The organism is Sphingopyxis sp. EU05-FHT14B03, from assembly GCF_058790875.1.
The window spans coordinates 845,771-871,346 of sequence record NZ_JBYTDC010000001.1; the positions used below are offsets into that span (position 1 = coordinate 845,771).

General features: G+C 65.8%; 24 protein-coding genes. 6 read left to right on the top strand and 18 right to left on the bottom strand.

Annotated features, from left to right (window positions below):
* Nucleotides 1–10 precede the first annotated feature (10 nt).
* The 3 genes from AC3WS4_RS04105 (at nt 11) to AC3WS4_RS04115 (ending at nt 3,280) form a co-directional block, all read left to right on the top strand.
* On the top strand, nt 11–814 hold the full coding sequence (locus AC3WS4_RS04105) for an enoyl-CoA hydratase-related protein (protein WP_056343400.1): 804 nt from the start codon (nt 11–13) through the stop codon (nt 812–814).
* Between the two features lies 1 nt (nt 815).
* Nucleotides 816–2,318 (top strand): acetyl-CoA acetyltransferase, encoded by a 1,503-nt coding sequence (locus tag AC3WS4_RS04110; protein ID WP_492736320.1) that lies wholly within the window; start codon nt 816–818, stop codon nt 2,316–2,318.
* Nucleotides 2,319–2,401: 83 nt separating this feature from the next.
* Nucleotides 2,402–3,280 carry a YwqG family protein gene (locus AC3WS4_RS04115; protein WP_492736318.1) on the top strand — a complete coding sequence of 293 codons (879 nt, stop codon included), beginning with the start codon at nt 2,402–2,404 and terminating at the stop codon, nt 3,278–3,280.
* Nucleotides 3,281–3,290: 10 nt separating this feature from the next.
* On the opposite strand, the gene amaB is transcribed toward AC3WS4_RS04115, so the two are convergent.
* Nucleotides 3,291–4,790, bottom strand: a complete 1,500-nt coding sequence (amaB, locus tag AC3WS4_RS04120; RefSeq protein WP_492736316.1) for an L-piperidine-6-carboxylate dehydrogenase — start codon at nt 4,788–4,790, stop codon at nt 3,291–3,293.
* A gap of 190 nt (nt 4,791–4,980) precedes the next feature.
* Between amaB and acs the strand changes: the two genes are divergently transcribed.
* On the top strand, nt 4,981–6,945 hold the full coding sequence (gene acs, locus AC3WS4_RS04125; RefSeq protein ID WP_492736314.1) for an acetate--CoA ligase: 1,965 nt from the start codon (nt 4,981–4,983) through the stop codon (nt 6,943–6,945).
* A gap of 52 nt (nt 6,946–6,997) precedes the next feature.
* Nucleotides 6,998–7,519, top strand: coding sequence for a hypothetical protein (locus tag AC3WS4_RS04130; protein ID WP_492736312.1), 522 nt, complete (start codon nt 6,998–7,000; stop codon nt 7,517–7,519).
* A 194-nt stretch (nt 7,520–7,713) separates the two neighbouring features.
* Here AC3WS4_RS04130 and AC3WS4_RS04135 read toward each other — a convergent pair whose 3' ends face one another.
* From AC3WS4_RS04135 to AC3WS4_RS04175, 9 genes are all read right to left on the bottom strand, one after another.
* Nucleotides 7,714–8,904, bottom strand: coding sequence for a serine hydrolase domain-containing protein (locus tag AC3WS4_RS04135; RefSeq protein WP_492736310.1), 1,191 nt, complete (start codon nt 8,902–8,904; stop codon nt 7,714–7,716).
* A gap of 28 nt (nt 8,905–8,932) precedes the next feature.
* Nucleotides 8,933–9,925, bottom strand: a complete 993-nt coding sequence (locus AC3WS4_RS04140) for a cyclic nucleotide-binding domain-containing protein (RefSeq protein ID WP_492736308.1) — start codon at nt 9,923–9,925, stop codon at nt 8,933–8,935.
* Entirely contained in the window at nt 9,922–10,692 is a 771-nt protein-coding gene (gene xth / locus AC3WS4_RS04145) for an exodeoxyribonuclease III (RefSeq protein ID WP_492736306.1), read from the bottom strand. The genes AC3WS4_RS04140 and xth overlap by 4 nt, the downstream gene beginning before the upstream one ends.
* A gap of 39 nt (nt 10,693–10,731) precedes the next feature.
* A complete protein-coding gene (gene erpA, locus AC3WS4_RS04150) occupies nt 10,732–11,073 on the bottom strand; it encodes an iron-sulfur cluster insertion protein ErpA (protein ID WP_056343477.1) in 342 nt (113 codons plus the stop codon).
* Between the two features lie 288 nt (nt 11,074–11,361).
* Entirely contained in the window at nt 11,362–12,063 is a 702-nt protein-coding gene (locus AC3WS4_RS04155; RefSeq protein WP_056343479.1) for a M23 family metallopeptidase, read from the bottom strand.
* A gap of 112 nt (nt 12,064–12,175) precedes the next feature.
* Nucleotides 12,176–12,967, bottom strand: coding sequence for a ferritin-like domain-containing protein (locus AC3WS4_RS04160; RefSeq protein WP_492736303.1), 792 nt, complete (start codon nt 12,965–12,967; stop codon nt 12,176–12,178).
* A 102-nt stretch (nt 12,968–13,069) separates the two neighbouring features.
* Nucleotides 13,070–13,534 (bottom strand): peroxiredoxin, encoded by a 465-nt coding sequence (locus tag AC3WS4_RS04165; protein ID WP_492736301.1) that lies wholly within the window; start codon nt 13,532–13,534, stop codon nt 13,070–13,072.
* On the bottom strand, nt 13,531–16,227 hold the full coding sequence (locus tag AC3WS4_RS04170) for a bifunctional [glutamine synthetase] adenylyltransferase/[glutamine synthetase]-adenylyl-L-tyrosine phosphorylase (protein WP_492736299.1): 2,697 nt from the start codon (nt 16,225–16,227) through the stop codon (nt 13,531–13,533). The genes AC3WS4_RS04165 and AC3WS4_RS04170 overlap by 4 nt, the downstream gene beginning before the upstream one ends.
* 67 nt (nt 16,228–16,294) lie before the next feature.
* Nucleotides 16,295–17,089: a response regulator gene (locus tag AC3WS4_RS04175; protein WP_187141045.1), complete on the bottom strand. Its 795-nt coding sequence runs from the start codon at nt 17,087–17,089 to the stop codon at nt 16,295–16,297.
* A gap of 259 nt (nt 17,090–17,348) precedes the next feature.
* On the opposite strand from AC3WS4_RS04175, the gene AC3WS4_RS04180 reads away from it, so the two are divergent.
* On the top strand, nt 17,349–17,459 hold the full coding sequence (locus AC3WS4_RS04180) for a NepR family anti-sigma factor (RefSeq protein WP_162248534.1): 111 nt from the start codon (nt 17,349–17,351) through the stop codon (nt 17,457–17,459).
* Nucleotides 17,460–17,465: 6 nt separating this feature from the next.
* Here the strand turns inward: AC3WS4_RS04180 and tgt are convergent, their stop codons facing one another.
* The 8 genes from tgt to AC3WS4_RS04220 form a co-directional block, all read right to left on the bottom strand.
* Nucleotides 17,466–18,602, bottom strand: a complete 1,137-nt coding sequence (gene tgt / locus AC3WS4_RS04185; RefSeq protein WP_492736297.1) for a tRNA guanosine(34) transglycosylase Tgt — start codon at nt 18,600–18,602, stop codon at nt 17,466–17,468.
* 46 nt (nt 18,603–18,648) lie between these two features.
* Nucleotides 18,649–19,137 carry a hemerythrin domain-containing protein gene (locus AC3WS4_RS04190; RefSeq protein ID WP_492736295.1) on the bottom strand — a complete coding sequence of 163 codons (489 nt, stop codon included), beginning with the start codon at nt 19,135–19,137 and terminating at the stop codon, nt 18,649–18,651.
* A gap of 70 nt (nt 19,138–19,207) precedes the next feature.
* Nucleotides 19,208–19,969 (bottom strand): tetratricopeptide repeat protein, encoded by a 762-nt coding sequence (locus AC3WS4_RS04195; RefSeq protein WP_492736293.1) that lies wholly within the window; start codon nt 19,967–19,969, stop codon nt 19,208–19,210.
* A gap of 55 nt (nt 19,970–20,024) precedes the next feature.
* Complete coding sequence (locus tag AC3WS4_RS04200; RefSeq protein ID WP_235535557.1) at nt 20,025–22,145, bottom strand: EAL domain-containing protein; 2,121 nt, start codon at nt 22,143–22,145, stop codon at nt 20,025–20,027.
* Between the two features lie 154 nt (nt 22,146–22,299).
* A complete protein-coding gene (queA, locus tag AC3WS4_RS04205) occupies nt 22,300–23,325 on the bottom strand; it encodes a tRNA preQ1(34) S-adenosylmethionine ribosyltransferase-isomerase QueA (RefSeq protein WP_056343504.1) in 1,026 nt (341 codons plus the stop codon).
* Between the two features lie 13 nt (nt 23,326–23,338).
* Nucleotides 23,339–24,064 carry a peptidylprolyl isomerase gene (locus tag AC3WS4_RS04210; RefSeq protein ID WP_492736290.1) on the bottom strand — a complete coding sequence of 242 codons (726 nt, stop codon included), beginning with the start codon at nt 24,062–24,064 and terminating at the stop codon, nt 23,339–23,341.
* Nucleotides 24,065–24,151: 87 nt separating this feature from the next.
* Complete coding sequence (gene coaD, locus AC3WS4_RS04215; RefSeq protein ID WP_056343510.1) at nt 24,152–24,658, bottom strand: pantetheine-phosphate adenylyltransferase; 507 nt, start codon at nt 24,656–24,658, stop codon at nt 24,152–24,154.
* Complete coding sequence (locus tag AC3WS4_RS04220; protein ID WP_492736287.1) at nt 24,658–25,575, bottom strand: polyprenyl synthetase family protein; 918 nt, start codon at nt 25,573–25,575, stop codon at nt 24,658–24,660. Before AC3WS4_RS04220 ends, coaD begins: the two co-directional genes overlap by 1 nt.
* Between the last annotated feature and the right edge of the window lies 1 nt (nt 25,576).

Consider the following 25,576-nt stretch of genomic DNA (forward strand, 5'->3'; position numbering starts at 1 on the left):
GAGAGATTCGATGACCGACACCGCCGCCCCCGCCGTTCTGACGCAGCGTCAGGGCCATATCCTGATCATCACGATCAACCGGCCCGAGGCGCGCAACGCGGTCAATGCCGACGTCCATGTCGGCATCGGCACCGCGCTCGAAGAGGCCGAGAACGACCCCGAGATCCGCGTCGTCGTGATCACCGGCGCGGGCGACAAAAGCTTCTGTGCCGGCGCCGATCTTGTCGCACTGTCGCGCGGCGGCAAGCTCGCACCCGACGATGAGGCGCAGCAGGCGTGGGGCTTCGCGGGCATGGTCGCGCACCCGATCTCGAAACCGATCATCGCGGCGGTCAACGGCTTCGCCTTTGGCGGCGGCTGCGAGATCGCGCTGATGAGCGACATCGTCGTCGCTGCGGAAACCGCCCAATTCGGCCTGCCCGAGGTCAAGGTCGGGCTGTTCGCCGCCGCCGGCGGCGCCTTTCGCATCGCGCGCCAGCTGCCGCAAAAGCTCGCGATGGAGCATCTGCTCACCGGTGACCCCTTCGATGCACAGGCCGCGCATCGCTATGGCTTCGCCAATCGGGTTGTCCCGCTCGCCGACCTGATGCCGACCGCCATCGCGCTCGCCGAAAAGATCGCCGCCAACGCGCCGCTGTCGGTGCAGGTGTCGAAACGCGTCGCGCTCGGCATCCACGAAGGCCGTATCGCGTCGGACGCGGCGGCGTGGGAGGCGAACACCCTCGAACGCAACCGGCTGATGCGCAGCGAGGACGCGCGCGAAGGCCCGCTCGCTTTCGCGCAGAAGCGCAAGCCCGAGTGGAAGGCACGCTAGGATGACAATGACCGATCCCGAACTTATCCCCGTCATCATCGGCGTCGGGCAGGTCAACGACCGCCCCGCCGATCCCGACCAGGGCCTCGATTCGCTTGGCCTGATGGTCGCGGCGCTGAAGGTCGCCGCCGAAGACGCGGGCGTGTCGCTGACCGAAATCGACAGCCTCGCGATCGTCGACCAGATCAGCTTCCACAGCCTCGGCAAGCTTCCCGAACCGCTCGCCGCCGCGATCGGTGCGACCCCTGCGATCAACTACCAGTCGGCGGCGCCGCACGGCGACACCCCGATCCGCCTGCTCAACGAGGCCGCGAACCGCATCGGCGCCGGCGAGATCAAACTCGCCGCGATCGTCGGTGCAGAAGCGCTGCGCACCGCCGCCGGCCGCGCCGCCAAGGCCGCGAAAGGCGAAGACAAAAGCTATAACGCGATCCGCCAGGTCGCGACCCGTCGCGAACCCAATTATTCGCAATTGCACGGGCTCTCGGCCCCGGTCGATGTCTATCCGCTCTACGAAAACGCCACCCGCGCCGCCTGGGGCCAGACGCTGACCGAGGCACAGGACGAAAGCGCCGCGATCTGGTCGCGTTTTTCCGAAGTCGCCGCCGCCAACGATGGCGCGTGGATCCGCAAGCCCGCGACGCCGGCCGACATCCTGACCGTCGACGAACGCAACCGCCCGATCGCCTTTCCTTACTCGAAGCTGATGGTCGCCAATTCGTCGGTGAATCAGGGTGCGGGCTTCCTCGTGACCAGCCTCGCCGAAGCGCGGCGCCGCGGCATCGCCGAGGACCGGCTCATTTACGTGGGCATGGGCGCGGCGGCGAAAGAACCCGCCAACATCCTCCACCGCGACCGCTACGACGGCAGCGTCAGCATGGAAACGAGCATCAACCGCACGCTCGCGCTCAACAGCATGACCGTCGAGGATTTCGATTGCGTCGAACTCTACAGCTGCTTCCCCTGCGTGCCCAAGATGGCGCGGCGTACGCTCGGCTGGTCGGTCGACAAGCCCGCGACCGTTTTCGGCGGCCTGACCTTCGGCGGCGGCCCGATCGCCAATTACATGAGCCACGCGGTGGTCTCGATGGTCGAAAAGCTGCGCAAGGAGGGCCGCTACGGCTTCCTGTTCGCCAATGGCGGCTTCGCGACCGACAATCATTGCATCGTCCTCGGCAGCGAACCGATCGCCGCCGCCAGCTTCCCGCAGGATTTCGACTATCAGGCCGAAGCCGAGGAAAAGCGCGGCCCCGTCCCCGAACTGGTCAAGGACTATGCGGGGCCGGCGACGATCGAAAGCTACACCGTCTTCTATGGCCGCGACAGCGCGCCGAAAGCCGGCGTGGTGGTGGCGCGAACGCCCGAAGGCCAGCGCACGCTGGCGCATGTCGACGTGAGCGATGCCGCTATGCTGGCGTTTTTGACCGACGGGACGGCGGAACCGGTGGGGACGGCGGGCGCGGTCGTGGCGCTGGGCGACGAGCGCTTCGGCTGGCGCGCATAAGCCTCTCCCCTCCCGCAAGCGGGAGGGGAACATCGTCCCAAATTCACTCGCGCACGATCGGCTAAGCCGATAGGCTCCACCACATGAAAAGGCTCCTGCTCCCTGCGGCCCTCGCAGCCGCGACGATGTTCGGCTGCACACCGGCGATACCCGCCGAGCCGACGATGCAGGAATTGCTACGCGATCCGGCGGTGTCCGAATTTGCCGCCTGGCAGGCAAAACACAGCCTCCCCGCGATCGAACTCGAGCCGGCGGGTCCGGCCCCCGCCACGGCGGGGGGCACACGCATCGGCGGCCCGGTCTGGCTGGCGGCCGGCGAAGCGTGGCCCGCCGACCCCGAAGGACGACCGATGTCCTTCCTGGCGCAGGTCGATTTTGCCGAACTGCCGCCGCTGCCCGACTATCCGACCAGCGGCGTGCTGCAATTCTTCCTCGCCCGCGACGACCTGTATGGCGCGAATTTCGAGAAGCCCGAGGCCGGCAAGTTTCGTGTCATCTGGCGCGAAAAGCTGGGTGGCCCCGGCCAGTTGCACAGCGGGCGGCCAGCGGGCGACCGCGGGATCGACGATTATTCCCCGCTCTACGACGCCACCGTCGCGCGAGGCATCGCGCTGAAGCCGAAACGGACCGATCAGGTCCCCTCGGTCGAATCCTGGCTCGCCGAACGCGACCTCGCCACGCTGCTCAACGACCGCGCCAAGAGCGACCGCATCTATGCCTTCGCCGACAAGCAGATCGAACTGGCGACCCAGGGCCACCATGTCGGCGGCCACCCCGGCTTTACCCAGTCCGACTGGCGCGCGGACAAGCGCTATCAGGACGTCGACCGCGTCCTCCTCAACCTGTGGAGCGACGACCACATCATGTGGGGCGACTCCGGGCAGGGCCAATTCATGATCCGCCGCGAAGACCTGCTCAAGCGCGACTTCAGCAAGATCTTCTACCAATGGGACTGCTACTGAGCACAGCGGCCTAAATGTCGAACGACACCCCTTGCGCCAGCGGCAGCGCGTCCGAATAATTCACCGTGTTCGTCGCGCGCCGCATATATTGGCGCCAGCTGTCCGCCCCGCTCTCGCGCCCGCCGCCGGTCTCCTTCTCGCCGCCGAACGCCCCGCCGATCTCGGCGCCGCTGGTGCCGAGGTTGACGTTGGCGATCCCGCAGTCGCTGGCGACCAGGAAGCGTTCGGCCTCGCGCATGTCGGTGGTGAAGATCGCCGACGACAGGCCGGCAGCGACCGCATTATGTTCGTCGATCACCGCATCGAGGTCGTCATAGCGCATGACATAAAGGATCGGCGCGAAGGTCTCTTCGAGCACCGGTCCGACCTGCCCCGGCATCTCGACCAGCGCGGGCCGCACATAGAAGCTCGCGCCTTCGCCGACGCGCTCCCCGCCCTGCACAGCGCCGCCCGCTGCCTTGGCCGCCGCCAGCGCCTCCTGCATCATCTCATACGCTGCGCGGTCGATCAGCGGCCCGACGAGCACCTCGCCCGCCAGCGGATTGCCAACCCCGACGCTCGCATAGGCCGCCTTCAGCTTGGCGACGAAGCCGTCGTAGATGCTGTCGTGCAGGAACAATCGCCGCGTCGTCGTGCAGCGCTGCCCCGCGGTCCCCATCGCCCCGAACGCCACCCCGCGCAGCGCGAGGCCAAGGTCCGCCGACGGCGCGACGATCACGCCATTGTTGCCGCCAAGCTCAAGGATCGCGCGCGCGAAGCGCTCCGCCAGCCGCGGCGCGACCGCGCGGCCCATGCGCGTCGACCCCGTCGCCGACAGCAAGGCCACGCGCTTGTCGTCGACCAATGCCTCGCCCGCCTCGCGCCCGCCGATCAGCAGTTGCGACAGCCCCGCCGGCGCATCGCCGAAACACGCCACCGCGCGCGCGAAAATCGCCTGCGTCGCCAGCGCGGTCAGCGGCGTCTTTTCCGACGGCTTCCACACCACGCTGTTGCCGCACACCAGCGCCAGCGCGGCGTTCCACGCCCATACCGCGACGGGGAAGTTGAACGCCGAAATCACCCCGACGACGCCCAGCGGATGCCACACCTCCATCATCCGGTGCCCTGGCCGCTCGGTCGCGATGGTCAGGCCGTAAAGCTGGCGCGAAAGCCCGACCGCGAAGTCGCAGATGTCGATCATCTCCTGCACTTCGCCCGCGCCCTCGGACGGAATCTTGCCCGCCTCGATCGTCACCAGCTTCGCCAGATCGTCCTTGGCCGCACGCAATTCCTCGCCCCACAGCCGTACCAGTTCGCCGCGCCGCGGTGCCGGAACCTTGCGCCATGCGCGAAAGGCGGCAACCGCCTTGTCCAGCGTCTCGTCGATCACCGCCGCATCGGCGACGCGCAGCATCGCGACCGGCTCGCCGGTCAGCGGCGTCACCGACGGCATCGATCCGTCGGTCCACAACGCCCGGTCCACGCCCAGCCCGTCGAGCAGCCGCCCGACCTCTTCGCCGATCCCGGTCATCGATAGTCCTTTCCATTGCGATCTCGTGCCGCCTCTAATCCCCTCCACCCGTTCGTGTCGAGCGAAGTCGAGACACCCCGAAGTCGTATGCGACCGACGGGCACCTCGACTTCGCTCGATGCGAACGGATAAGGAGGGACTGACAAGATTCGCGGCCTAAGCGACGGGCCTGAAAAGCGGGAGAAGCAACATGTCCGACCTACCCCCCTCCGAACCTTTGGTCCCGGTCCCCGCCGACGCCGCCGCGAACACCCATTGCACTGCCGCCGATTACGACCGGCTCTATGCCCAGAGCATCGCCGACCCCGATGCCTTCTGGGCCGAACAGGCGAAGCGGATCGACTGGATCAGGCTGCCGACGAAGATCGCCAACTGGTCCTACGATCCGGTGTCGATCCAATGGTTTGAAGACGGCGTCCTCAACCTTTGCCACAACGCCGTCGACCGCCATGTCGCCGCCGGCCATGGCGACCGGACCGCGATCATCTTCGAGCCCGACGCCCCCGATGGCGAGACGCGCACGATCAGCTATGCCGCACTGCTCGCCGACGTCATCCGCTTCGCGAACACGCTCAAGAAGCTGGGTGTCCAAAAGGGCGACCGCGTCACCATCTATATGCCGATGATCCCCGAGGGTGCGGTCGCGATGCTCGCCTGCGCGCGCATCGGCGCGGTGCACAGCGTCGTCTTCGGCGGCTTCTCGCCCGAGGCGATCCACGGGCGGATCGAGGATTGCGCCAGCGACTGGGTGATCTGCGCCGACGAGGGGCTGCGCGGCGGCAAGACCGTTCCGCTCAAGGCCAATGTCGACAAGGCGCTCGAACGCGTCGACGTCAAGGCGGTGCTCGTCATCGCCCACACCGGCGGCGACGTCGCGATGACCGAAGGCCGCGACCATTGGTACGATGCGCTGTCGGCCGATGTCGGCGACACTTGCCCGTGCGAGCCGATGAACGCCGAGGACCCGCTGTTCATCCTCTACACCTCGGGCTCGACCGGCAAGCCGAAGGGCGTGCTCCACACCGTCGGCGGCTACTCGGTCTGGACCGCGAGCACCTTCTGGTACGGCTTCGACTATCGCCCCGGTGAGATCTTCTGGTGCAGCGCCGACATCGGCTGGGTCACCGGACACTCCTATGTCGTCTATGGCCCGCTCCAGAACGGCGCGACCACGCTGATGTTCGAGGGCGTCCCCAACTACCCCGACCACGACCGTTTCTGGCAGGTCGTCGACAAGCACCAGGTCAACATCCTCTACACCGCGCCGACCGCGATCCGCGCGCTGATGCGCGAGGGCGATGACTATGTCACCCGCCACGACCTGTCGTCGATCCGCCTGCTCGGCAGCGTCGGCGAGCCGATCAACCCCGAGGCATGGCGCTGGTACAGCGACATCGTCGGCAAGGGCCGCGTCCCCGTCATCGACACCTGGTGGCAGACCGAGACCGGCGGCATCATGATCACCACCCTGCCCGGTGCGCATCCCGCGCAGCCCGGCAGCGCCGGCAAGCCCTTCTTCGGCATCCGCCCTGAGCTCGTCGATGCCGAGGGCGGCGTGCTCGTCGACGAACAGAGCGGCGGCGCGGCCGAAGGCAACCTCTGCATCACCCATAGCTGGCCCGGACAGGCGCGGACGATCTACGGCGATCACGCGCGCTTCGCCGAGACCTATTTCTCGACCTACAAGGGGAAGTATTTCACCGGCGACGGCTGCCGCCGCGACTCCGACGGCTATTGGCGGATCACCGGCCGCGTCGACGATGTCATCAACGTGTCGGGCCACCGCATGGGCACCGCCGAGGTCGAAAGCGCGCTCGTCCTCCACGCGGACGTCGCCGAGGCCGCGGTCGTCGGCTTCCCGCACGACATCAAGGGCCAGGGCATCTACGCCTATGTCACGCTCAACGCCGGGGTCGAGGCGACCGAAGACATGGTCGCCGCCCTCAAGCAGCAGGTCCGCAAGGAAATCGGCCCGATCGCCACCCCCGACCATATCCACCTGACACCTGGCCTGCCCAAGACGCGCTCGGGCAAGATCATGCGCCGGATCCTGCGCAAGATCGCGGAGAATGATTTCGGGTCATTGGGCGACACATCGACGCTGGCCGACCCGAGCCTCGTCGACGGGCTGATCGAGGGGCGCAAGAACCGGTAGGCGCGGCCCCGACAATATAATGAATTTACGAAGTTTCAGGGAATATTGACAAATGAGAATAGCATTTGCCCTAATTCTTGCCGTTGTGCTCGGAGGATCAGTCGATAGAAACGAGCTTGGCCAGAAAAAATACAAAGTCCCTACCGGCGCAACAGAGACCGCAACATTTATCTTTCCTAAGGGAGGCTTGAGACTATCCGTTTTCAGCGGAGATTATCAATATTACCGGACCATGAAAGGCGATGAATGTCAGTTATCTCAAAAGCTTATTGATTATAGCGCTGGAATTGGTCGAAATACAAAAGAAAAACCGATAAAAATTGAAGCCGGAAAGAAGGTAGAGATATTGGGCTTTACCATGAAGCAAACCTACGGAGGCTATAATTCTCAGCTTTACTCGTCTTGCATAAACGTTATCGAATTCACGCCAAAAGCCAATGCGACATATAACATCACCCAGATACCGGACGGCAACAATCCTATTCGCAGTTGCTCGATGGATGTGAAGGAAGTTTCTACAGGCCGAACGCCAGAGGATATGAAAGTGCTTCCTGTGCCGAATTGCGAGTTTTAGCGTTGATTTCCCGTTGATGGAATCGATTGGGCCTTCCCGAGGAGCGGGCTCGATCGGCGGTGAGCGGGCGGGGCGCACAGTCCAGGCGACATGGCCGCGCTGCCAACCCTGCTCGACATGTTATCGCCAGACGAATGCACCAACTAGCTAAAAACATAGAATATTTCCGCCCAAACGGGAGAACCGCAACACAGCTACTTCGCGAGCGCCTCGCACAGACGATCGGTCGCCAGCGCGATGCGCGATTCGGCGGTATCGCGATTGGCCGGGCTGTTCTCGACGCCCTTCGTTTCGGTGTTGAACGCCAGCAACGTTCCCGCCCGCTGGTCGGGGCAGAGACTGAGATAGGCGCGAAAGCCGTTCTGGTCGCCATTGTGACCTATGAAGCGCACGCCCGCGCCGCGGTCGACGAAGAAGGATAGCCCGCTCTGGGTCGTCTTCGCCATGCGGCCCTGCGTGAAATCCTCGCCCGCCGCGATTTGCGGCACCCACATTTCCTCGAGCGACGAGCGCTTCAGCACCAGATCATAGTCCGCCTGCCGCGCAGGCTCGCCGAGCAGGAAGGCGGCATATTTCGCCATGTCGGGCATCGGCGCGTTGAGCCCGCCGTTCGACACGGTCACCCCGGTGTCGACATCGAACGGCACGGCGACACGCCTGCCGTCACGGACATAATAGCTGTGCGACCGGTGCGGCAGCAGGTGCGGCGGCGTCCGGTCGAAAGTGCTGTCGTGCATACCCAGCGGCTTCAGGATGTTCTTGTCGACATAGACTTCATAATCCTCGCCCGACAATCGCTCGATGACCTGCCCCAGATAGACGATGCCGGGGTTCGAATAGCCGAAGCGGCTGCCGGGTTCGAACTCGACCCGCGTGTAGGGCAGCATCGCCAACAACTGCGACCAGTTGGCCGGTTCGAACGGCTGCCAGTCATGCTCGCGCCACGGCCAGGTGCCGCTGCGGAACCCCGCGCTGTGGCTCATCAGCTGGCGCAGCGTGATCGCGCCCGTGTCACCATAAGGGTTATGCACCGCCGCCAGTTCGGGGACATATTTCACGATCGGGTCGTCGAGCGACAGCAGCCCGCGATCGCGCAGCTGCATGATCGCGATGCCGGTCATCGTCTTGGTCACCGACGCCCAATGATAGATGGTACGCGCATCGACCGGCACATGCGCCTCGGTGTCCTGCTCGCCCAGATGGTCGGCCGCGACAACCTGCCCGTCGCGCACGACGTAAAAGCTGCTCCCGGCAATATTCGCGCGGCGCATTTCGGCGCGGTGGAGCTGGCGAAAGTCACGCAGCGCGGCGTCGAAACCACCCTCGTCCGCCCCGGCGGACGGGGCTGCGGTCAGGCAAAGGGCGACGGCAATCCAGCGCGACATGGCAATCCCCCATCGGCTCATCGAAATATCAGGCCGCCACCGCGTGCCCGCGCTGCATCGCGAGGATGCGCGCCTCGACCTGATCGAGCGCGTCGAGCGCGGTGACGAGGTCGGCGTTGACCGACGCGCCGAGTTCGCGGCTCAGCGCATCGCCGGTCCCGAGCATTTCGGCAAAGGTCGCGCGGTCGAAGGCCAGCAACGTCGCCTGCTCGCTCGTCCGCAGCAGCCGGTCGTGTGCCATGCCCGATAGCATCGGCGACAGACCGACAAGCTGGCCGGGACCGGTGACGGTCAGCTGATAGATACCCTCCCCGTGCGGCAGGCCGCTGCGCACCGCCCCGCGAACCACGAGCCAAATCCGGTCGGACGATGCGCCGACCCCCGCAAGGTCGGTATCGGCGGCAAGGTCTATCCGCTCCCCCGCATCCCAGAAGGCCCGCCGCTGGCCCGGCGTCATCGCCGCGCAACAGGGAAGCTTGGCGAGAAAGGCCTCGGCCGCGAAATCCTCCTCGCTCACCGGCGGCAGCGCCCGCTGCGGGCGCGGCGTGAAGCTATCGGGGGTTTCGGACAGCATCGCGGCAATATCGCGCGTCTTGCCCGCAACCCGCGCCGCGACCAGCCGGCCAAGCGCGGTCTGCAATTGCAGCGAGGCGGGGCGAAGCTGCGACAGTGCGGCGCGAAACTGATCGGCGGGCATATACCAGCTGCGCACCGGTCCGCGCGCGATGCCCATCGCCGATCGTTTGATATCGCGGCCGATCAGCGCCATGTCGCCGATGACCTCGCCCGGGCCGACCTGCGCGAGCAAGGCCAGTCCGCCTCCGGGCAGCCGCTTGCCGATATCGACCCGGCCCTCGTCGATCAGGTACAGGCCCTCGGCGCGCTCATTCTGGACGAGCAGCGCCTCGCCATCGGCGAAATGGCGCACCGTGAAGGCATCGGCGATTTCGGCACGCGCGGCGTCGTCGAGGTCCGCGAACAGCGGCACGTCCGCCAGCCCGCTGGCGGACAGCGCGTTCAAGCGAGCACCGCCCATGTCGACGCATGGTCGCTCGCCTTCTCGCGCCCGCGGTGGTCCTTGTCGACTCCGGCGTCGACCAGCCGGTCGGCGAGCGCAGGACTGAGCAGCAGATGATCGATGCGAAAACCATGGTCGCGCTGCCAGCCGCCCGCCTGATAGTCCCAGAAGGTCCACACCCCGCCCGCCGGATGGCGGCTGCGGATCGCGTCGGTCCAGCCGTCACCCAGCAGGCGGAACCAGGCGTCGCGTGATTCGGGCTGCATCAGCGCATCGGTCGACATCGCGCGCGGGTCCCACACATCGTCATCGTGCGGAATCACGTTGTAGTCGCCGGTCAGGATCGTCGGGATCTCGGCGGCGAGCAGCGCCTTCGCGCGCTCGCGCAGCCGCGCCATCCAGCGCAGCTTGTAATCGAACTTCGGCCCCGGTTGCGGATTGCCGTTGGGCAGGTAGATCGACGCGACGCGCACGCCGTCGACATCGGCCTCCAGGTAACGCGACTGCTCGTCCTCGGCTTCGCCCGCCAGCCCGCGCTGCACCTCGACCGGCGTCGTGCCTTTGGCGAGGATCGCGACGCCGTTGAAGCCCTTTTGCCCGTGATAGAGGAAGCCGTAACCCGCGGCCTCAATCTCCTTGGTCGGCATCGTCTCGTCGCTCGACTTCAGTTCCTGCAGGCAGGCGATATCGGGCTGGGTTTCCTCCAGCCATTCGACGAGACGCGGCAGGCGCGCCTTGATTCCGTTGATGTTGAAGGTCGCGATTTTCATGCCGCACCTATGGCAGCAACGGGGTCGCGACGAAAGGCGTCAGATCGAGAAGCTCGACCCGCAGCCGCAGCCCGAGGCCGCGTTGGGATTTTCGACCTTGAACGACGACCCGCCGAGCGAATCGACAAAATCGACGATACAGCCGCGCACCAGGTCGATGCTGACGGGATCGACGACCAGCTTCACTCCGTCGGTCTCGGTGACGATATCCTCCGCATCGATGCCTTCGGCGAGCCCGAAACGATAGGTAAAGCCAGAACAGCCGCCGCCATCGACCGCGAGGCGCAGTGCAGCCTCTGCTTCACCCTTGCGGTTGGCGATCCAGCGGACGCGCGCCGCGGCGGCGGGGGACAGAGTGATATCGGAAAGCTGCGTGGCCATGGTGCCAAGATAGGGCGTGCGAGCACGAATGGAAGGGGGTGTGGCGATCGGATCACGCGAGCGGCGGCTCTGGGGTGGGGAGCAGACGCCTCCATCATTGTCATCCCCGCGAAAGCGGGGACCCAGTAGCAACGTCGGCTCGCTGGGTCCCCGCTTTCGCGGGGATGACAAAGTGAGAGGTGCCTGCGGCAACTAACGCCCGAAACCGCCATCCCGTACGCCCAAATGAAAAGGGCGCCCCGGCTTGGACCGGTGGGCGCCCCCTCCTCTCCGACCCTGAAAAGCTATTTATTCGGGCCCGCCCATCGCCAGCTTGTCGCCGGTGATCGCGGCGATCGCCATGCTGTCCTGGCGGCAGAAGGGCATCGGATTGACCGGCGCGCCTTCGATGCGGACTTCATAATGGAGGTGGTTGCCCGTCGAACGGCCGGTCGAACCGACGTAACCGACGACCTGCCCCTTCTTCACCTGCTGGCCCGGGGCCACGATGTAGGAGGACATATGGCCGTAGCGCGTCTGGATCGCGTTGCCATGTTCGATTTCGACATAATTGCCATAGCCGCCGAGACGCTGGGCGCGGCCGACGATGCCGTCGGCGGTCGCATAGATCGGGGTACCGTGCGGCGCGGGAATATCGACGCCATTGTGGCGCGCAACCTTGCCGGTGATCGGGTGGACGCGCATGCCGTAGGACGACGACAGCGACATATTCTCGATCGGAACCCGCGACGGGATGGCGACGCCGATATTGGCGGTCAGGCCAGTGTCGAGGCGCTTCCACGCCTGGAAAATCGCGCGGGCTTCGGTATCTTCGCTGGTCTGCGGAACGCCGGCGGTGAAGCTGTCGTCATCGGGTTCGTCGGGAACGACGATGCCCGCATCGGCGCTGGTATCGGCAGCCTGAACAGCCGGGGCGGTGAAGCCCATCAGCGCGGTGGCACAAAAAATCAGCCCAAAACGAAACTTTTGCGCCAGAAGAGTGTTTATCACTTAACGACCCCGCATCTGCCATGTCGCCAATGGAAAATTTTCCGTTGGTGCCGGTTTTGTCTGCATTGGATGATTGATCATCCGCCCGCGATGATGTCTGCGGGGTCAATCGTTACGAAGCAATAACAGCGTAGTATTCTTGCGTTAAACCGGCGTCGAGGCGCGCTGAGTCGTTGAACGGCGGCTTCAAAGACCCCCGAAATCGCGATTTTACGAGGCTTTGCCAGGTTAACGTCCGGGCGAATCCCTGTTCATCGCACGCCCGGTTGAACCAGTCTGTGCCCGCGCTCACATGGCGAATCTCGTCGCGGTAAATGCGCCGCAGGATCGCGGCCGATGCGGTATCGCCGACATCCTCGAACCGAGTGATCATCGCCGGCGTCACGTCGAGCCCGCGCGCTTCGAGCACCATCGGCACGATCGCCAGCCGCGCCAGCGCATCGTCGCTCGTCGCTTCGGCCGCCTCCCATAATCCGGCATGCGCGGGCAGCGCGCCATAATGGCTGCCGAGCGCCCGCAATCGCCGGTCGAGCAGCGCGAAATGCATCGCCTCGTCCGCCGCGACGCCGATCCAGTCGTCGACGAAGGCGCGCGGAAATTCTCCCCCGAAGCGCCCGACAAGGTCCACCGCAAGGTCGATCGCGACGAACTCGATATGCGCGAGCGCGTGGAGCATCGCGATGCGTCCGCGCTCGGAACCTCCCTTGCGGCGGCTCGGCATGCGGCTGGGCGGCAGCAGCTGGGGATGTTCGGGCCAGGCCGGCCGATCGGGCATCGCGACGTCGCAGCGATGCGCGAGGTCGCCGCGCCGCCAGGCGCGCGCCAGTTCGCGCGCCGCGCGCCTTTTGGCGTGCGGATCGGCGGTCAGCAGCACCGCCCGCGCGGCTTCGCCCAAGGAGTTCATGGATTCCCTATCCCGTTCGCGTCGGGCGAAGTCGAGACGCCCCTCGGTCCAGCACGACGTCTCGACTTCGCCCGACGCGAACGGAAAAAGGGGCAGTAATCATCAAAGCGCCTTCGCCGCCTCCAGCACCGCTTCGGCATGGCCCTTCACACGGACCTTGCGCCACTCGCGCGCGAGCTTGCCGTCGGCGCCGAACAGGAAGGTCGAGCGTTCGATCCCCATATAGCTGCGGCCGTAATTCTGCTTTTCGACCCAGGTGCCGAACGCCTCGCAGACCGAGCCTTCTTCATCCGACGCAAGGCGCACGGTCAGCCCATATTTGTCGCGGAACTTGCACAGTTTTGCCGGCGCGTCGCGCGACACCGCCAGCACCTGCGCGCCGAGCTTCGCGAAGTCGTCGGCAAGCCGCGTGAAATCCTGCGCTTCGACGGTGCAACCCGGCGTGTCGGCCTTGGGGTAGAAATAGACGACCAGCGGTGCGCCCGTCAGGCTCGCAAGGTCGATCGCCGCGCCGTCGGCGTCGAGCAGCTTCATTGCGGGAACAGCATCGCCGATGGTGAGGGTCATGGCATTTTCTCCTGTGGGTCGGGGCGAATCGACGCCCACCAATTTGTAATCTCCTGCCGCGCCGCGTCATGCGCGGCAAGCAGCTGCGGCCAGCCCGGCTCGCCGCATTGGCTCGCCACCAGTTGTCGCGCCGCGGCGGTCGCGGGTTCACCTTCGGGTGCGGTCAGGCGCAGCATCACGAGCATCCGCGCGAGCAGCGCATGCGCCTCGCACACTTCGGGCGGTGCGAGGCCCTTGCCCTTCAGGCACGCGAGCGCCGCCGCGATATTGGGGTCATGGCATTCGCCGCTGGCGAGCTGGGTCACCTGCATCGCGAATTCGAGGTCGACCAGCCCGCCCGGCCCGCCCTTGATGTCGAGCGCGCCCTTCGGCGGCTTGTGTGCCGCCATCTTGTCGCGCATCTCGGCGGCGTCCTGCGTCAGTTTCGCTGCATCGCGCGGCGCCGCGAGCAGCGTGTCGATGACGCACTGCACCTCGGCCTTCGCACCGTCCGATCCATAGACGGGCCGCGCGCGGAGCAGCGCCATATGCTCCCACGTCCAGGCCTCCTCGCGCTGATAACGTTCAAAGCTGTCGAGCGTGACGACCAGCGGCCCCTGCGCGCCCTGCGGCCGCAGCCTGGTATCGACGTCATAGAGCTTGCCCGCCGCGGTCGGCACCGACATCGCCGCGGTCACCCGCTGCGCGAGGCGGTTGTAATAGGTCGTCGCGCCGAGCGGCCGCCGCCCGTCGGATTCGGCGAGATGATCGCCGGTGAACAGATAGATCAGATCGAGGTCCGACGCGTGCGTCAGCGCCCGTCCACCGAACCGGCCCAGCGCGAGGACCACCAATTCGCTGTCGGCGATCCGCCCATGCGCCTCGACGAATTCGGCGACCGTCGCATCGGCGAGCACCTGCAGCGCCGCCTCGGCAAGCTCGGCATAGCCGCGCGCAATGACCATCGGGTCGCTCGCGCCCGCGATCAGTTGCACGCCATATGCGAAGCGCCGCTCGCCGACCCGGTCGCGCACGCGGTCGAGCAGGCGTTCGTAATCGAGCCCCGCGAGCCCCGGCGCCCATTCGGCCCGCAACTGGGCCTTGTCGGCGGGCGCATCGAAAGCGCGTTTGTCGATCAGCCCTTCGATCAGCTCGACCCGCACGCCCAGCGCCTCGGCAAGCGTCGGTGCCAGCGTCAGCACGCGCACCGCGACCTTGGCGAGTTCGGGCTGCGCCGCGAGCAGATGGAAAAAATTGATCGCGCTCGGCAACCCCGACACCAGCTTGTCGAAACGGGTCAGCGCCGCTTCGGGATCGGGTGCGGCGCCCAGCGCCTTGACCAGTTCGGGCAGCACCGTCTCGAGCGCGTCCTGCGCCGCGGGGGTGCGCAGCGCGCGCAGCTTGCCCCCTCGCCATTCGGCGATCGCGCGCAATGCCGGCTCGGGCGGTTCGAAACCCGCCGCCATCAGCGCCCCGGCAAGTTCGCCCTCGTCGCGCGGCAGACCGCTGGTCGCCGCCCGTTCGAGGACGAGCCGGTCGTAACAGGCGGCAACCTCGGCGGTGACGGGCTGGAGCATCGCGAGCAGCGCCGCGCCGTCGGCATGCCCATCGAGCCGCGCCACCGCATCCAGCACGGCGGGCTGCAGCGGCAAACAATGCGTCTGCTGGTCCTCGATCATCTGCAACCGATGTTCGATCCGCCGCAAAATAGCGTAGCAACTGGTCAGCCGCTCCGCGACCCCCCCCTCGATCCGCCCGGCTTTAGCGAGCGCCGCAAGCGCGTCGACTGTCGCCGGCACACGCAGCGACGGGTCGCGCCCGCCATAGATCAACTGGTGGACCTGCGCGAAAAACTCGATCTCGCGGATGCCGCCGCGCCCGCGCTTGAGATCGTAGCCCGGCCCAAAGGCCTGCCCCTGCGCAAAATGGTCGCGGATGCGGTCGCTCATCGCGCCGATTTCCTTGAGCTGGCGAAAATCGAGGCTGCGGCGCCAGATGAAAGGCTGGATCGCGGAGAGGAACTCGCCACCAAGCGCACGGTCGCCAGCCGACGCGCGCGACCGGATGAACGCGGCTTGCTCCCACGCCAGCGCCTCGGATTCATAATAGGAGATTGCCGCATCGACCGGCAGGACGATCGGCGTCACCTCCGGGTGTGGGCGCAGCCGAAGGTCGACGCGCAGCACATGGCCGTTCGCGGTGCGCGCCGACAATATTTCGGTCATCCGCCGCGCGATCCGCACCGCCGCCTCGGTCGGGTCGTCGCGTTGGCGACGCGGCATCGTCTCCGGATCGAAGATCAGGATCGGGTCGATGTCCGAAGAGTAATTGAGTTCGTGGCTGCCGAGCTTGCCGAGCGCGATCACCGACAACCCGCGCGGCTCTTCGCCGGGCACGCGCTCGGCAAAGGCAGCAGCAAGCGCGGCATCGCAGGCGGCGTCGGCAAACGCCGACAGGTGCCGCGTCGTCGTCGCGACATCATGCTCGCCCGACAGATCACCGAGCGCAAGCAACAAGGCGATGCGCCCGCGCCACTGGCGCAGGCTCACCATGATATCGTCATCGCTCGGCGGCGCGGCGACCGCCGCCAGCGCGGCGTCGGTGCCGTCGGTCAGGAAGCGCGTCACATCATCGGGCTGCAACTCGGCCAGCCGCGCGAGAAAGGGCGCATTGGCAGTCAGGCGATCGAGCGCCGATTGGCGTTGGGAAGTCATCGCCCCGCCCTATCACCTGCTCCGGCCAAGCTCGCAACCCATAGCGCGCAATAGCGAAGGGATGAGCTCAGGCCGGAACCGTGCTCTCGTCGAAGAACAGCACCTGCGAGATCGCGGCGCGCAGCGTCGCGGGCTGATACGGTTTGGTGAGCAGGAAGGCCGGCTCGGGGCGATCGCCGGTGAGCAGCCGTTCGGGGAAGGCGGTGATGAAGATGACCGGTACCTTCAGCCCGGTCAGGATTTCCTGCACCGCCTCGATCCCCGAACTATTGTCGGCGAGCTGGATGTCGGCGAGGACGAGGCTCGGTGTGTGCGCTTGCGCCTCGGCGACCGCCTCACTGTGCGTGGTTGCGACCGCGACGACGTCATGCCCCAGGTCGCGAACGATCATTTCGATGTCCATCGCGATGATCGGCTCGTCCTCGATGATCAGGATGCGCGCACGCGTCTGGCGGTCGATCTCGGCCATCGCCTCGTCGATCAGGCCGCGCACCGTCGCGGCGTCGCGGCCGATGATGCGTCCGGCCTCCTCTTCGCTGAAGCCTTCGACCGCCGTCAGCAGCAGGGCCTGGCGCGCGAGCGAGGGAATGCGGCGCAGCCGCGCGTCGGCGATCGCGATGTCGGCGGCGGCGGGTTCGTCCGATTGCCCCTGTTGCTCGCTGGCGAGCCCGAAATTGTCATGCACCATGCGATAGAGCTGGATGCGCAGGTCGGCGCGCGTATCGACCGCCGCCGGGTTTGCGACCAAAGTCTGCAACAGGCCCGCGACCAAAGCATCGCCGCTCCGCTGGCTTCCCGAAATCGCACGGCCGTAGCGGCGCAGATAGGGAAGATGCGGCGCGATCGCCTGACCCAATGACATAGTTTACCTCCTGATACAGGTCCATGCCTGCCTCGAAACCCGCCAGAATCGGACGATGCTCCGCCCGCGCCCGATATTATTGCGCCGACGTGGAACGATCTAACGGCAAATTGGTTTCATGGGGAAGAAGAAACGCGCCATTGCTCTTTGTTGAAGGCGCGGTTAGCTACAGGCCCCATGTCCATTGGATATCATGATAATGCCGTCTGAATCCGGGTCCCCTTCACAGAAGCGAACCGGAAAAGACGGTGACAAGAAAATGACCAGAAAGGCGCAGGACGTGAACATCGCCCTGCGTCGCGCCTATGAGTCTGCGGTCGACGAGACGATCCCCGATTCGATGATGGACCTGCTCAACAAGCTCAACTGAGTCGCGTCACCCGGCCTTGCCACGCTGATACCGACTCTCGAAATCCGACTGGAAAGCCGCGAAGCGCCCCTCGGTGATCGCATCGCGCATCCCCTGCATCAGATCCTGATAGAAATGCAAATTGTGCTGCGTCATCAACATCGCGCCAAGCATCTCGCCCGCGCGGACGAGATGATGGAGATAGGCGCGCGTCCAGGTCGAGCATACCGGGCAGCCGCAGGCCTTGTCCAGCGGCGCCTGATCCTCGGCATGCTTTGCATTGCGGATGTTGACCGGACCGCTCCAGGTGAAGGCCTGCCCGTTACGCCCCGAACGCGTCGGCAGCACGCAGTCGAACATGTCCACACCGCGCGCGACCGCACCGACCAGATCGTCCGGCTTGCCGACCCCCATCAGGTAGCGCGGCCGGTCGACGGGCAGTTGGCTCGGCGCATAGTCGAGCACGCCAAACATCGCCTCCTGACCCTCACCCACCGCGAGGCCGCCGATCGCATAGCCATCGAAGCCGATGTCGGTCAGCGCCGCCGCCGAGCGCGCGCGGAGCGTCTCGTCGAGCGAGCCTTGCTGGATTCCGAACAGCGCCGAACGCGCCGCATGTTCGTCGCCGGCGTCGAAGCCCGCGCGGCTGCGCGCGGCCCAACGCATCGATCGTTCCATGCTCGCCTCGGCGCGCCTGGCATCGACGCCATTCGGCGGGCATTCGTCGAACGCCATCACGATGTCGCTGCCGAGCAGCCGCTGGATCTCCATCGAGCGTTCGGGCGTTAGCATATGACGCGATCCGTCGAGATGGCTCTGGAACGCCACGCCTTCCTCGCTCTGCTTGGTCAGCGCCGACAGGCTCATCACCTGATAGCCGCCGCTGTCGGTCAGGATCGGCCGGCCCCACCCCATGAATTTGTGCAAGCCACCCAACCGCGCCATGCGCTCGGCGCCGGGGCGCAACATCAAATGATAGGTGTTGCCCAGGATGATGTCGGCGCCGGTCGCGCGAACGTCCGCAGGGCGCATCGCCTTCACCGTCGCGGCGGTGCCGACGGGCATGAAGGCGGGGGTGCGGATGTCGCCGCGCTGCATCGCGATGACGCCGGTTCGCGCTGCGCCATCGGTCGCGGCGACCGAAAAGGTGAATCTTGTGGTCATGGCGCGCGCCTATGGCGGGCGGACGCGCGAAAGTCGAGCGCCGCGCCTATTCGCGCTCGTCCTCGCTCGATGGCTCATCGGCAGCCGCCTTCGCCTTTTCCTTCGGCTTTTCCTTCGCGAAGATTTCCGCCAGTTCCTTCTTCCGCGCCGCGGTCAGCCCCTCTTCGGCGGCGGGAAACATCTCTTCCTCTTCCTCGTCGATATGGTGGAGATAGCGATGCTTCATCGTGCGAAACCGCGTCAGCCAACCGGTCGAGGCAAAGTCCATCTCATAGAGTTCGGTGAGCATCTCGTCGATTTCCTTATGCTCGCTCGCGCTATGCTGGGCGTCCTCGCGCAGGTCGGGCTTGCCCATCATCGTCGCGTAGAGCGACAGTTCCTCCGACGCCGCGTGGGCGGTGACCTCGACGCGGAACGCCTCGAACAATTGCTCGCGCTCGGGGCTGTCGCCATGAGTGTCGTCGATCCGGTCGAGCAGGTCGCGATGCCGGTCGTGATCGGCCTTGAGTCGCGCGAATATCTTTGCTTCCGCCATGATCGTCTCCGTTCGCTGATCCCTCGAACGGATAACGGCTTATGACGGCAGCGGTTCCGCTGCGGCGAAGTCAGGGTCCCTTGGGGGCTTCGGTCGGCGCCTCGGCAGGCTGCGTCGGCAAAGGCCGCACCGGTTCGACATAATCCGAATAGAGCGCGGTCGCCTTGGCCGCGACGCGGTCGAGCACCTCGGTCTTCTGGTCCGCAAGCATCCGATCGGTGATCGCCCTCCCCGATTCGTCGCCGAGTGCAGCCGCGACCGAGAACCACGCGGCGGCGGTTTCCTTGTCGGCCGCAACGCCCTGCCCTTCGAGATAGAGGATGCCGATGCCGTAAAAGGCGTGCGGCTCGCGCTTTCTTGCCGCCGCCTGATAATAGTCCATCGCCTTGGCGAAATCGACCGGCGTGCCGCGACCATTGGCGTGCATCACCGCCAGGCTGACCTGCGCCGCCAGATTATCCTGCGCCGCCGCCTTCTTCAGCCAGCCGAACGCAGCCTTCGGATCCTCGGTCACACCCTCGCCGGTGTCGTACATCACGCCGAGGCGCCACTGGCACTGGCTAAGCCCCTTGTCGGCGCATTTGCGGTACAGCCCCGCTGCCTTCGCCTTGTCGGCAGTGATATTCTCGCCATTGTCATAGAACCAGCCGAGCGCGAACTGCCCCTCGGGGTCACCCTCGCCTGCCTTTTCCTGCGCGAGCGAAAATGCCTCGATCGGCTTGCCCGCCTCGATCAAGTCGGCGACCTGCTCGCCGGTCGATGCGGCGGTGAGCGCGACCCACGCCAATCCGACGATCGCGACGCGCTTGATATGATGTGCTGTGCTGAACATGGGTGCCTTTTGGCAAAGACGCTGCGTCGGCGCCAGCGCTACCTGCGCGACCGTGTCAGTTGCCCGTCCAGTCCGTCGTCGTGGTAAACGACGGCAGCGCCAGCGAGGTCGCGGTCTGTTGCGTGGCGGCGGCGATGAGATAGGGCGACACACGGTGCCGGGTGCACAGCCCGCCATTGCCGTCACTGACCATCGACTGTTCGAATTCGATGCCCTGCTGGTGCTTCTTGGTCCGGCGGACGGTTGCGGTGGCAAGTTGGCCTTCGCCGAAGTCGATCACGAACTGGGTGCCGATCGGCACGTCCATGATCCCTTCGATAAAGGCGCCGGTCGCCGACAGGTTACGCATCACGACGGTATAGCGGTAATTGTCGTGGATCGCACCGACATTGCGGAACATCTGGAAACGATCGTTGCGCTGACGCGCCGGACCCGCTGGCTTGATCGTCCAGTTTCCCGATTCGGCATGGCCGAGCAGTTCGTCGTTCGACACCGACTTGCTGTACACATAGCCTTGCACATGGCTGACGTTGAGTTTGCGGATCAGGTCGAGCTGGTCGAGCGATTCGATACCCTCGGCGGTCGTTTCCATTTCGAGCGCCTCGGCGAGCGCGACGATCGCCGCGATGATCGCGCCGTTGCGCGAACCCGGTTGGGTCGCACCGCGTACGAAGCTCTGGTCGATCTTGATCTTGTCGAACGGCGCCGACTGCAGATAGCCGAGCGACGAATAGCCGGTGCCGAAATCGTCGAGCGCGAGGCGGACGCCGATCGCCTTCAGCGCCTTGAACATTTGGCTGGTTTCGGCCGAATCGCCGAGAAAGACGCTTTCGGTGATTTCGAGTTCGAGCTGTTCAGGCGGCAGGCCACTGGCGGCGAGCGCATGGGTGACGATTTTCGGCAATTCGGCGTTGGCGAACTGGATCGGCGAGACATTGACCGCGACGCGCATCTCGCCCGGCCAGCGCGACGCGTCGTCGCACGCCTTGCGCAGCACCCATTCGCCGAGCGTCCAGATGAGGTTGGCTTCCTCGGCGATCGGGATGAACAGCGCCGGCGAGATCGGTCCGCGCTCGGGATGCGTCCAGCGGATCAGCGCCTCCATGCCGGTGACGGTATCGGTCTTCGCGTTGACGATCGGCTGGTAAGAAAGCTCCATCTCGCCGCGTGCAAGCGCATCGCGCAAATCTTCCTCAAGCGCGCGGCGGTCTTCCGCCGACTGGTGCAGGTCGCTCGAATAGAAGCTGAACCGGCCGCGCCCATTGCCCTTGGCCGCATAGAGCGCGAGGTCGGCGTTGCGAACGAGATTGTCGCTGTTGTCGCCGTCGAACGGGCTGATCGCAACGCCAATCGAGGCGCCGATGATGCAGCGGCTACCCTCCACCGAATAGGGCTGCGACAGGCTGTTGATGATGTCCGACGCCATGTCGCCCAATTTGCCGCGATCCTCGACGTCGGGCAGGATGATCTGGAATTCGTCGCCGCCCAGGCGGCTGACCATTTCCTTGTCTCCCACGATCTTGAGCAGCCGTTCGGCGACCTGCTTGAGCAGCGCGTCGCCGGCGGGGTGGCCGAGCGTGTCGTTGACCTGTTTGAAGCGGTCGAGGTCGAGCAGCATGATCGCGCACGACCGCTGTTGCTGGGCGAAGGCGGCGAGCGTCGTATCGAGCTTTTTCGAGATGTTGAAGCGATTGGCGAGCCCGGTCAGCGAATCATACATCGCGAGCCGCGACGCATCCTCGGCCGACCGGCGCTGCTCGGTGATGTCGATGCCGCTGCCGCGATAGCCGGTGAAGCGGCCACCGCCGTCGAAGTGCGGGCGTCCCGACACCGCCCACCAACGCTGGTCGCCCTCGAACGCGCCGCGTAGCGGCAATTCGTCGAATTTCGACTGTTTGGTGAGCAGGAAGGGCAGAGTGCGTTGCCGCTCGCCATGGCTGTCGACCGGCAGGAACAGGTCGGAAAAAGTAGCGCCGAGCATCGCGGCGGCGGTCCGGCCCATCTGCTGCGCGACGTGATGGGTGATATAGGTCAGCCGACCGTCGGCATCGGTCGACCAGAACCAGCCCTGGCCGCTTTCCTCGTAATTCTGAAGGAGGAGCAACGCTTCCTTGGTGTGGATGCTGGGAACGACTTCAGGGCGCGGCGTCGCCGCGCGCGCGCTGAACTTGCCCAAAAACCCTCGCCCACCGCCGTCTGGCACTCTCTATTTCCCCCGGTCGTCCGGGCGCAGCACCGGCTTACCCATGTCGCATCATCGTGCTGGTCCCCACCAATTGAGACCATTTGCCTGAAATCCCTTGCGAATCAGTAAATGACGGGGAGTCAGATCAGGGGAGCAGCAGACTCGCGTCGCCATAGCTGTAGAAGCGATAGTCATACGCGATGGCGTGGGCATAGGCCGCCTGCATCGCGTCGAGCCCCATCAGCGCGCTGACCAGCATGAACAGGGTCGATTTGGGAAGGTGGAAATTGGTCATCAACCCGTCGATGGCGCGGAAGCGATAGCCCGGGGTGATGAAGATCGCGGTGTCGCCCGCAAAGGGCGCGATGATACCATCCTCCCGCGCCGCGCTTTCCAGCAGGCGCAGGCTGGTCGTGCCCACCGCGATGACGCGCCCCCCCGCCGCGCGCACGGCGTTCAGCCGCCCGGCGGTGTCGGCATCGATGCGGCCCCATTCGGCATGCATGACATGATCGTCGGTATCGTCGGCCTTGACCGGCAGGAAGGTTCCGGCGCCGACGTGGAGAGTGAGCGTTTCGCTTTTTACCCCGGCTTCGGCGAGCGATTCCAGCAGTTCAGGCGTAAAATGCAGCGCTGCGGTCGGTGCCGCCACCGCCCCGTCTTCCTTCGCGAACATCGTCTGGTAATCGCTGCGGTCGGCCTCGTCGGTCCCGCGCTTGCCCGCGATATAGGGCGGCAGCGGCATCGTGCCGGCGCGTTCGAGCAGGATTTCGACGGGCTCGTCGCCGGCAAAGGCTAGGATGAAGCTGCCGTCGGCGAGCCGGTCCTCGGCAACCGCTGCGACGCCCGAACCGAAATCGACGCGTTCTCCAACACGAAGCCGCTTGCCATTGCGGATGAAGGCCTGCCAGCGGCGGAGGTCGATGCGCTTGTGCAGCGTCGCGCCGATTTTCGCTTCGCCGCGTTTCCCTTCGAGCTGCGCCGGGATGACCCGCGTGTCGTTGAACACGAGGCAGTCGCCCGCGCGGAGCAGCGCCGGCAGGTCGCGCACGCCCCGGTCGGACATTGCCTGTCCCTCGACCACGAGCATCCGCGCCGCGTCGCGCGGACGCGCGGGGCGGAGCGCAATACGCTCGGCAGGAAGGTCGAAATCGAAGGCGTCGACGCGCATCGCGCGCCTCTCCTTACCGGATCGGAGCGTTGAGCTGGTCGGCGGTGATCGGCGCCGCGGCGGGCGCGGGCACCGTGTCTGTCAGCATCGACGCCGGCGGCATCGGCTTGTTGTCGGCGGCGACCGACACCTGGACCATTCGCGACATCACTTCCGGCGGTTCGCCTTTGTGGATCGCATCGACATATTGCATGCCCGAAATCACGCGGCCGAAGGCGGTGTAGCGGCGGTCGAGGCTGAAGCGCGGCTGGAGCATGATGAAGAACTGGCTGTTCGCGCTGTCCTCGCTCTCGGCGCGTGCCATCGACAGCGTTCCGCGCAGATGCGGCGTCGGGTTGAATTCGGCCTTGAGGTCGGGAAGCTGCGAGCCGCCCTGCCCGGTCGCGGTCGGATCGCCCGTCTGCGCCATGAAGCCGTCGATCACGCGGTGGAATTTCACCCCGTCATAGAAGCCCGCACGCGCAAGCTGCTTCACACGTTCGACATGGTTGGGGGCAACGTTCGGATAGAGCTGCGCGACGATCCGCCCACCGGTCGAAAGGTCGATGTTGAGCATATATTCGGGGTTGTTGATATATTGGTCGGGCGTCATCGCCGGCACCGCCGGGGCGGCCGTGGTTTCGCCCGTGGCCGGTGCCGTCGCGGGCGCCTCCGCCGGGGGCGTTTCCTGCGCCGCGAGCGGAGCCGCAAGGCCGAGCGCTATCGCCGTCAGGATCAGGGGGCGGAAGGTGAATGTCATGCTGGATCGGCCTTTGTGATGAAATGCTCTATGCGCCCCGTCTGGCGCGGCCCTAGCGGGAAAAAGCTGAACGCTCAATGATCGCGATCAGGCGTCGCCCTGGCGCAGCCCGCGTTCGGCGATGCGCCCCGTCACCGCGTCCTTCACCGCCGGAGTGACGAACTTGTGGATGTCGCCGCCGAAGATCGCGATTTCCTTGACCAGCCGCGACGCGATCGGCTGCAATCCGACGTCGGCCATCAGGAACACCGTCTCGATCCGGTCGTTCAATTGCTGGTTCATGCCCGCCATCTGATATTCATATTCGAAGTCGGCGACGGCGCGCAGCCCGCGCACGATCACGCTCGCGCCCTCGCGTTCGGCAAAGTCCATCAGCAGCGAGTTGAAACCGACCACACGGATATCGCCGCCGATGCTGGTGACCTCGCGGCGAACCATCTCGATCCGCTCCTCGTCGTCGAAGAGCGGCGATTTGGTGATGTTGGTCGTCACCCCGATGACCAGCCGGTCGACCAGCTTCGCGCCGCGCCGGATGATGTCCATATGTCCCAGGGTGATCGGATCGAACGTCCCCGGATAAACCCCCACGCGCATCAGCGGTCCCTTTCCACGATATAATGGGCGATGGCGCGCAGCAGCGTCGCCTCTTCGCCAAATCCTGCCAGATGGCCGATCGCCTGGTCGACAAGCGCGACCGCCTGTTCGCGCGCCCGGTCGAGCCCCATCAGCGTCACGAACGTCGCCTTGCCCGCCGCCGCGTCCTTGTGCAGCGCCTTGCCCGCCAATTGCTCGTCGCCCTCGACGTCCATGATGTCGTCGGCGATCTGGAAGGCGAGCCCGATGTCGCGCGCATAACCGCGCAGCGGCGTGCGTCCCTCGGCCGGGATGCGCGCAAGGATCGCGCCGGCCTCGACCGAGAAAGCGATCAGCGCCCCGGTCTTCAATTGTTGCAGCCGGGTCACCGTCGGCAGATCGAACTGCGCGGTCTCGGCGGCGAGGTCCATCATCTGCCCGCCCGCCATGCCCGCGGGCCCGGCGGCACGCGCGAGTTCGCGGATCAATTCGCTGCGCACGAAGGGATCGGCGTGGGTCGCGGGATCGACGAGCCATTCGAAGGCGAGCGCGTGAAGCGAATCGCCCGCAAGCACGGCCGTCGCCTCGTCATAGGCCCTGTGCACCGTCGGCTTGCCGCGGCGCAGGTCGTCATCGTCCATGCACGGCAGGTCGTCGTGGATCAGCGAATAGACATGCATCGCCTCGACCGCCGCGCCGACGCGCAGCGAGAGATTGCGGTCGACATGATAAAGATCGCCCGCCGCGCGGACGAGCAGGGGACGCAGCCGTTTGCCGCCGCCGATCGCGGCGTGGCGCATCGCCTGATAGAGACGCTCGCGCGGATCCTCGGGAACTTGCAGCAACTGGTCGAACAGCCGGTCGGTCGCCTCGACCACCTCGGACTGCGCATCCGCGAGCAGGCGGCCGCCGTCGATATCCCCTTCCGCGACCGTCATC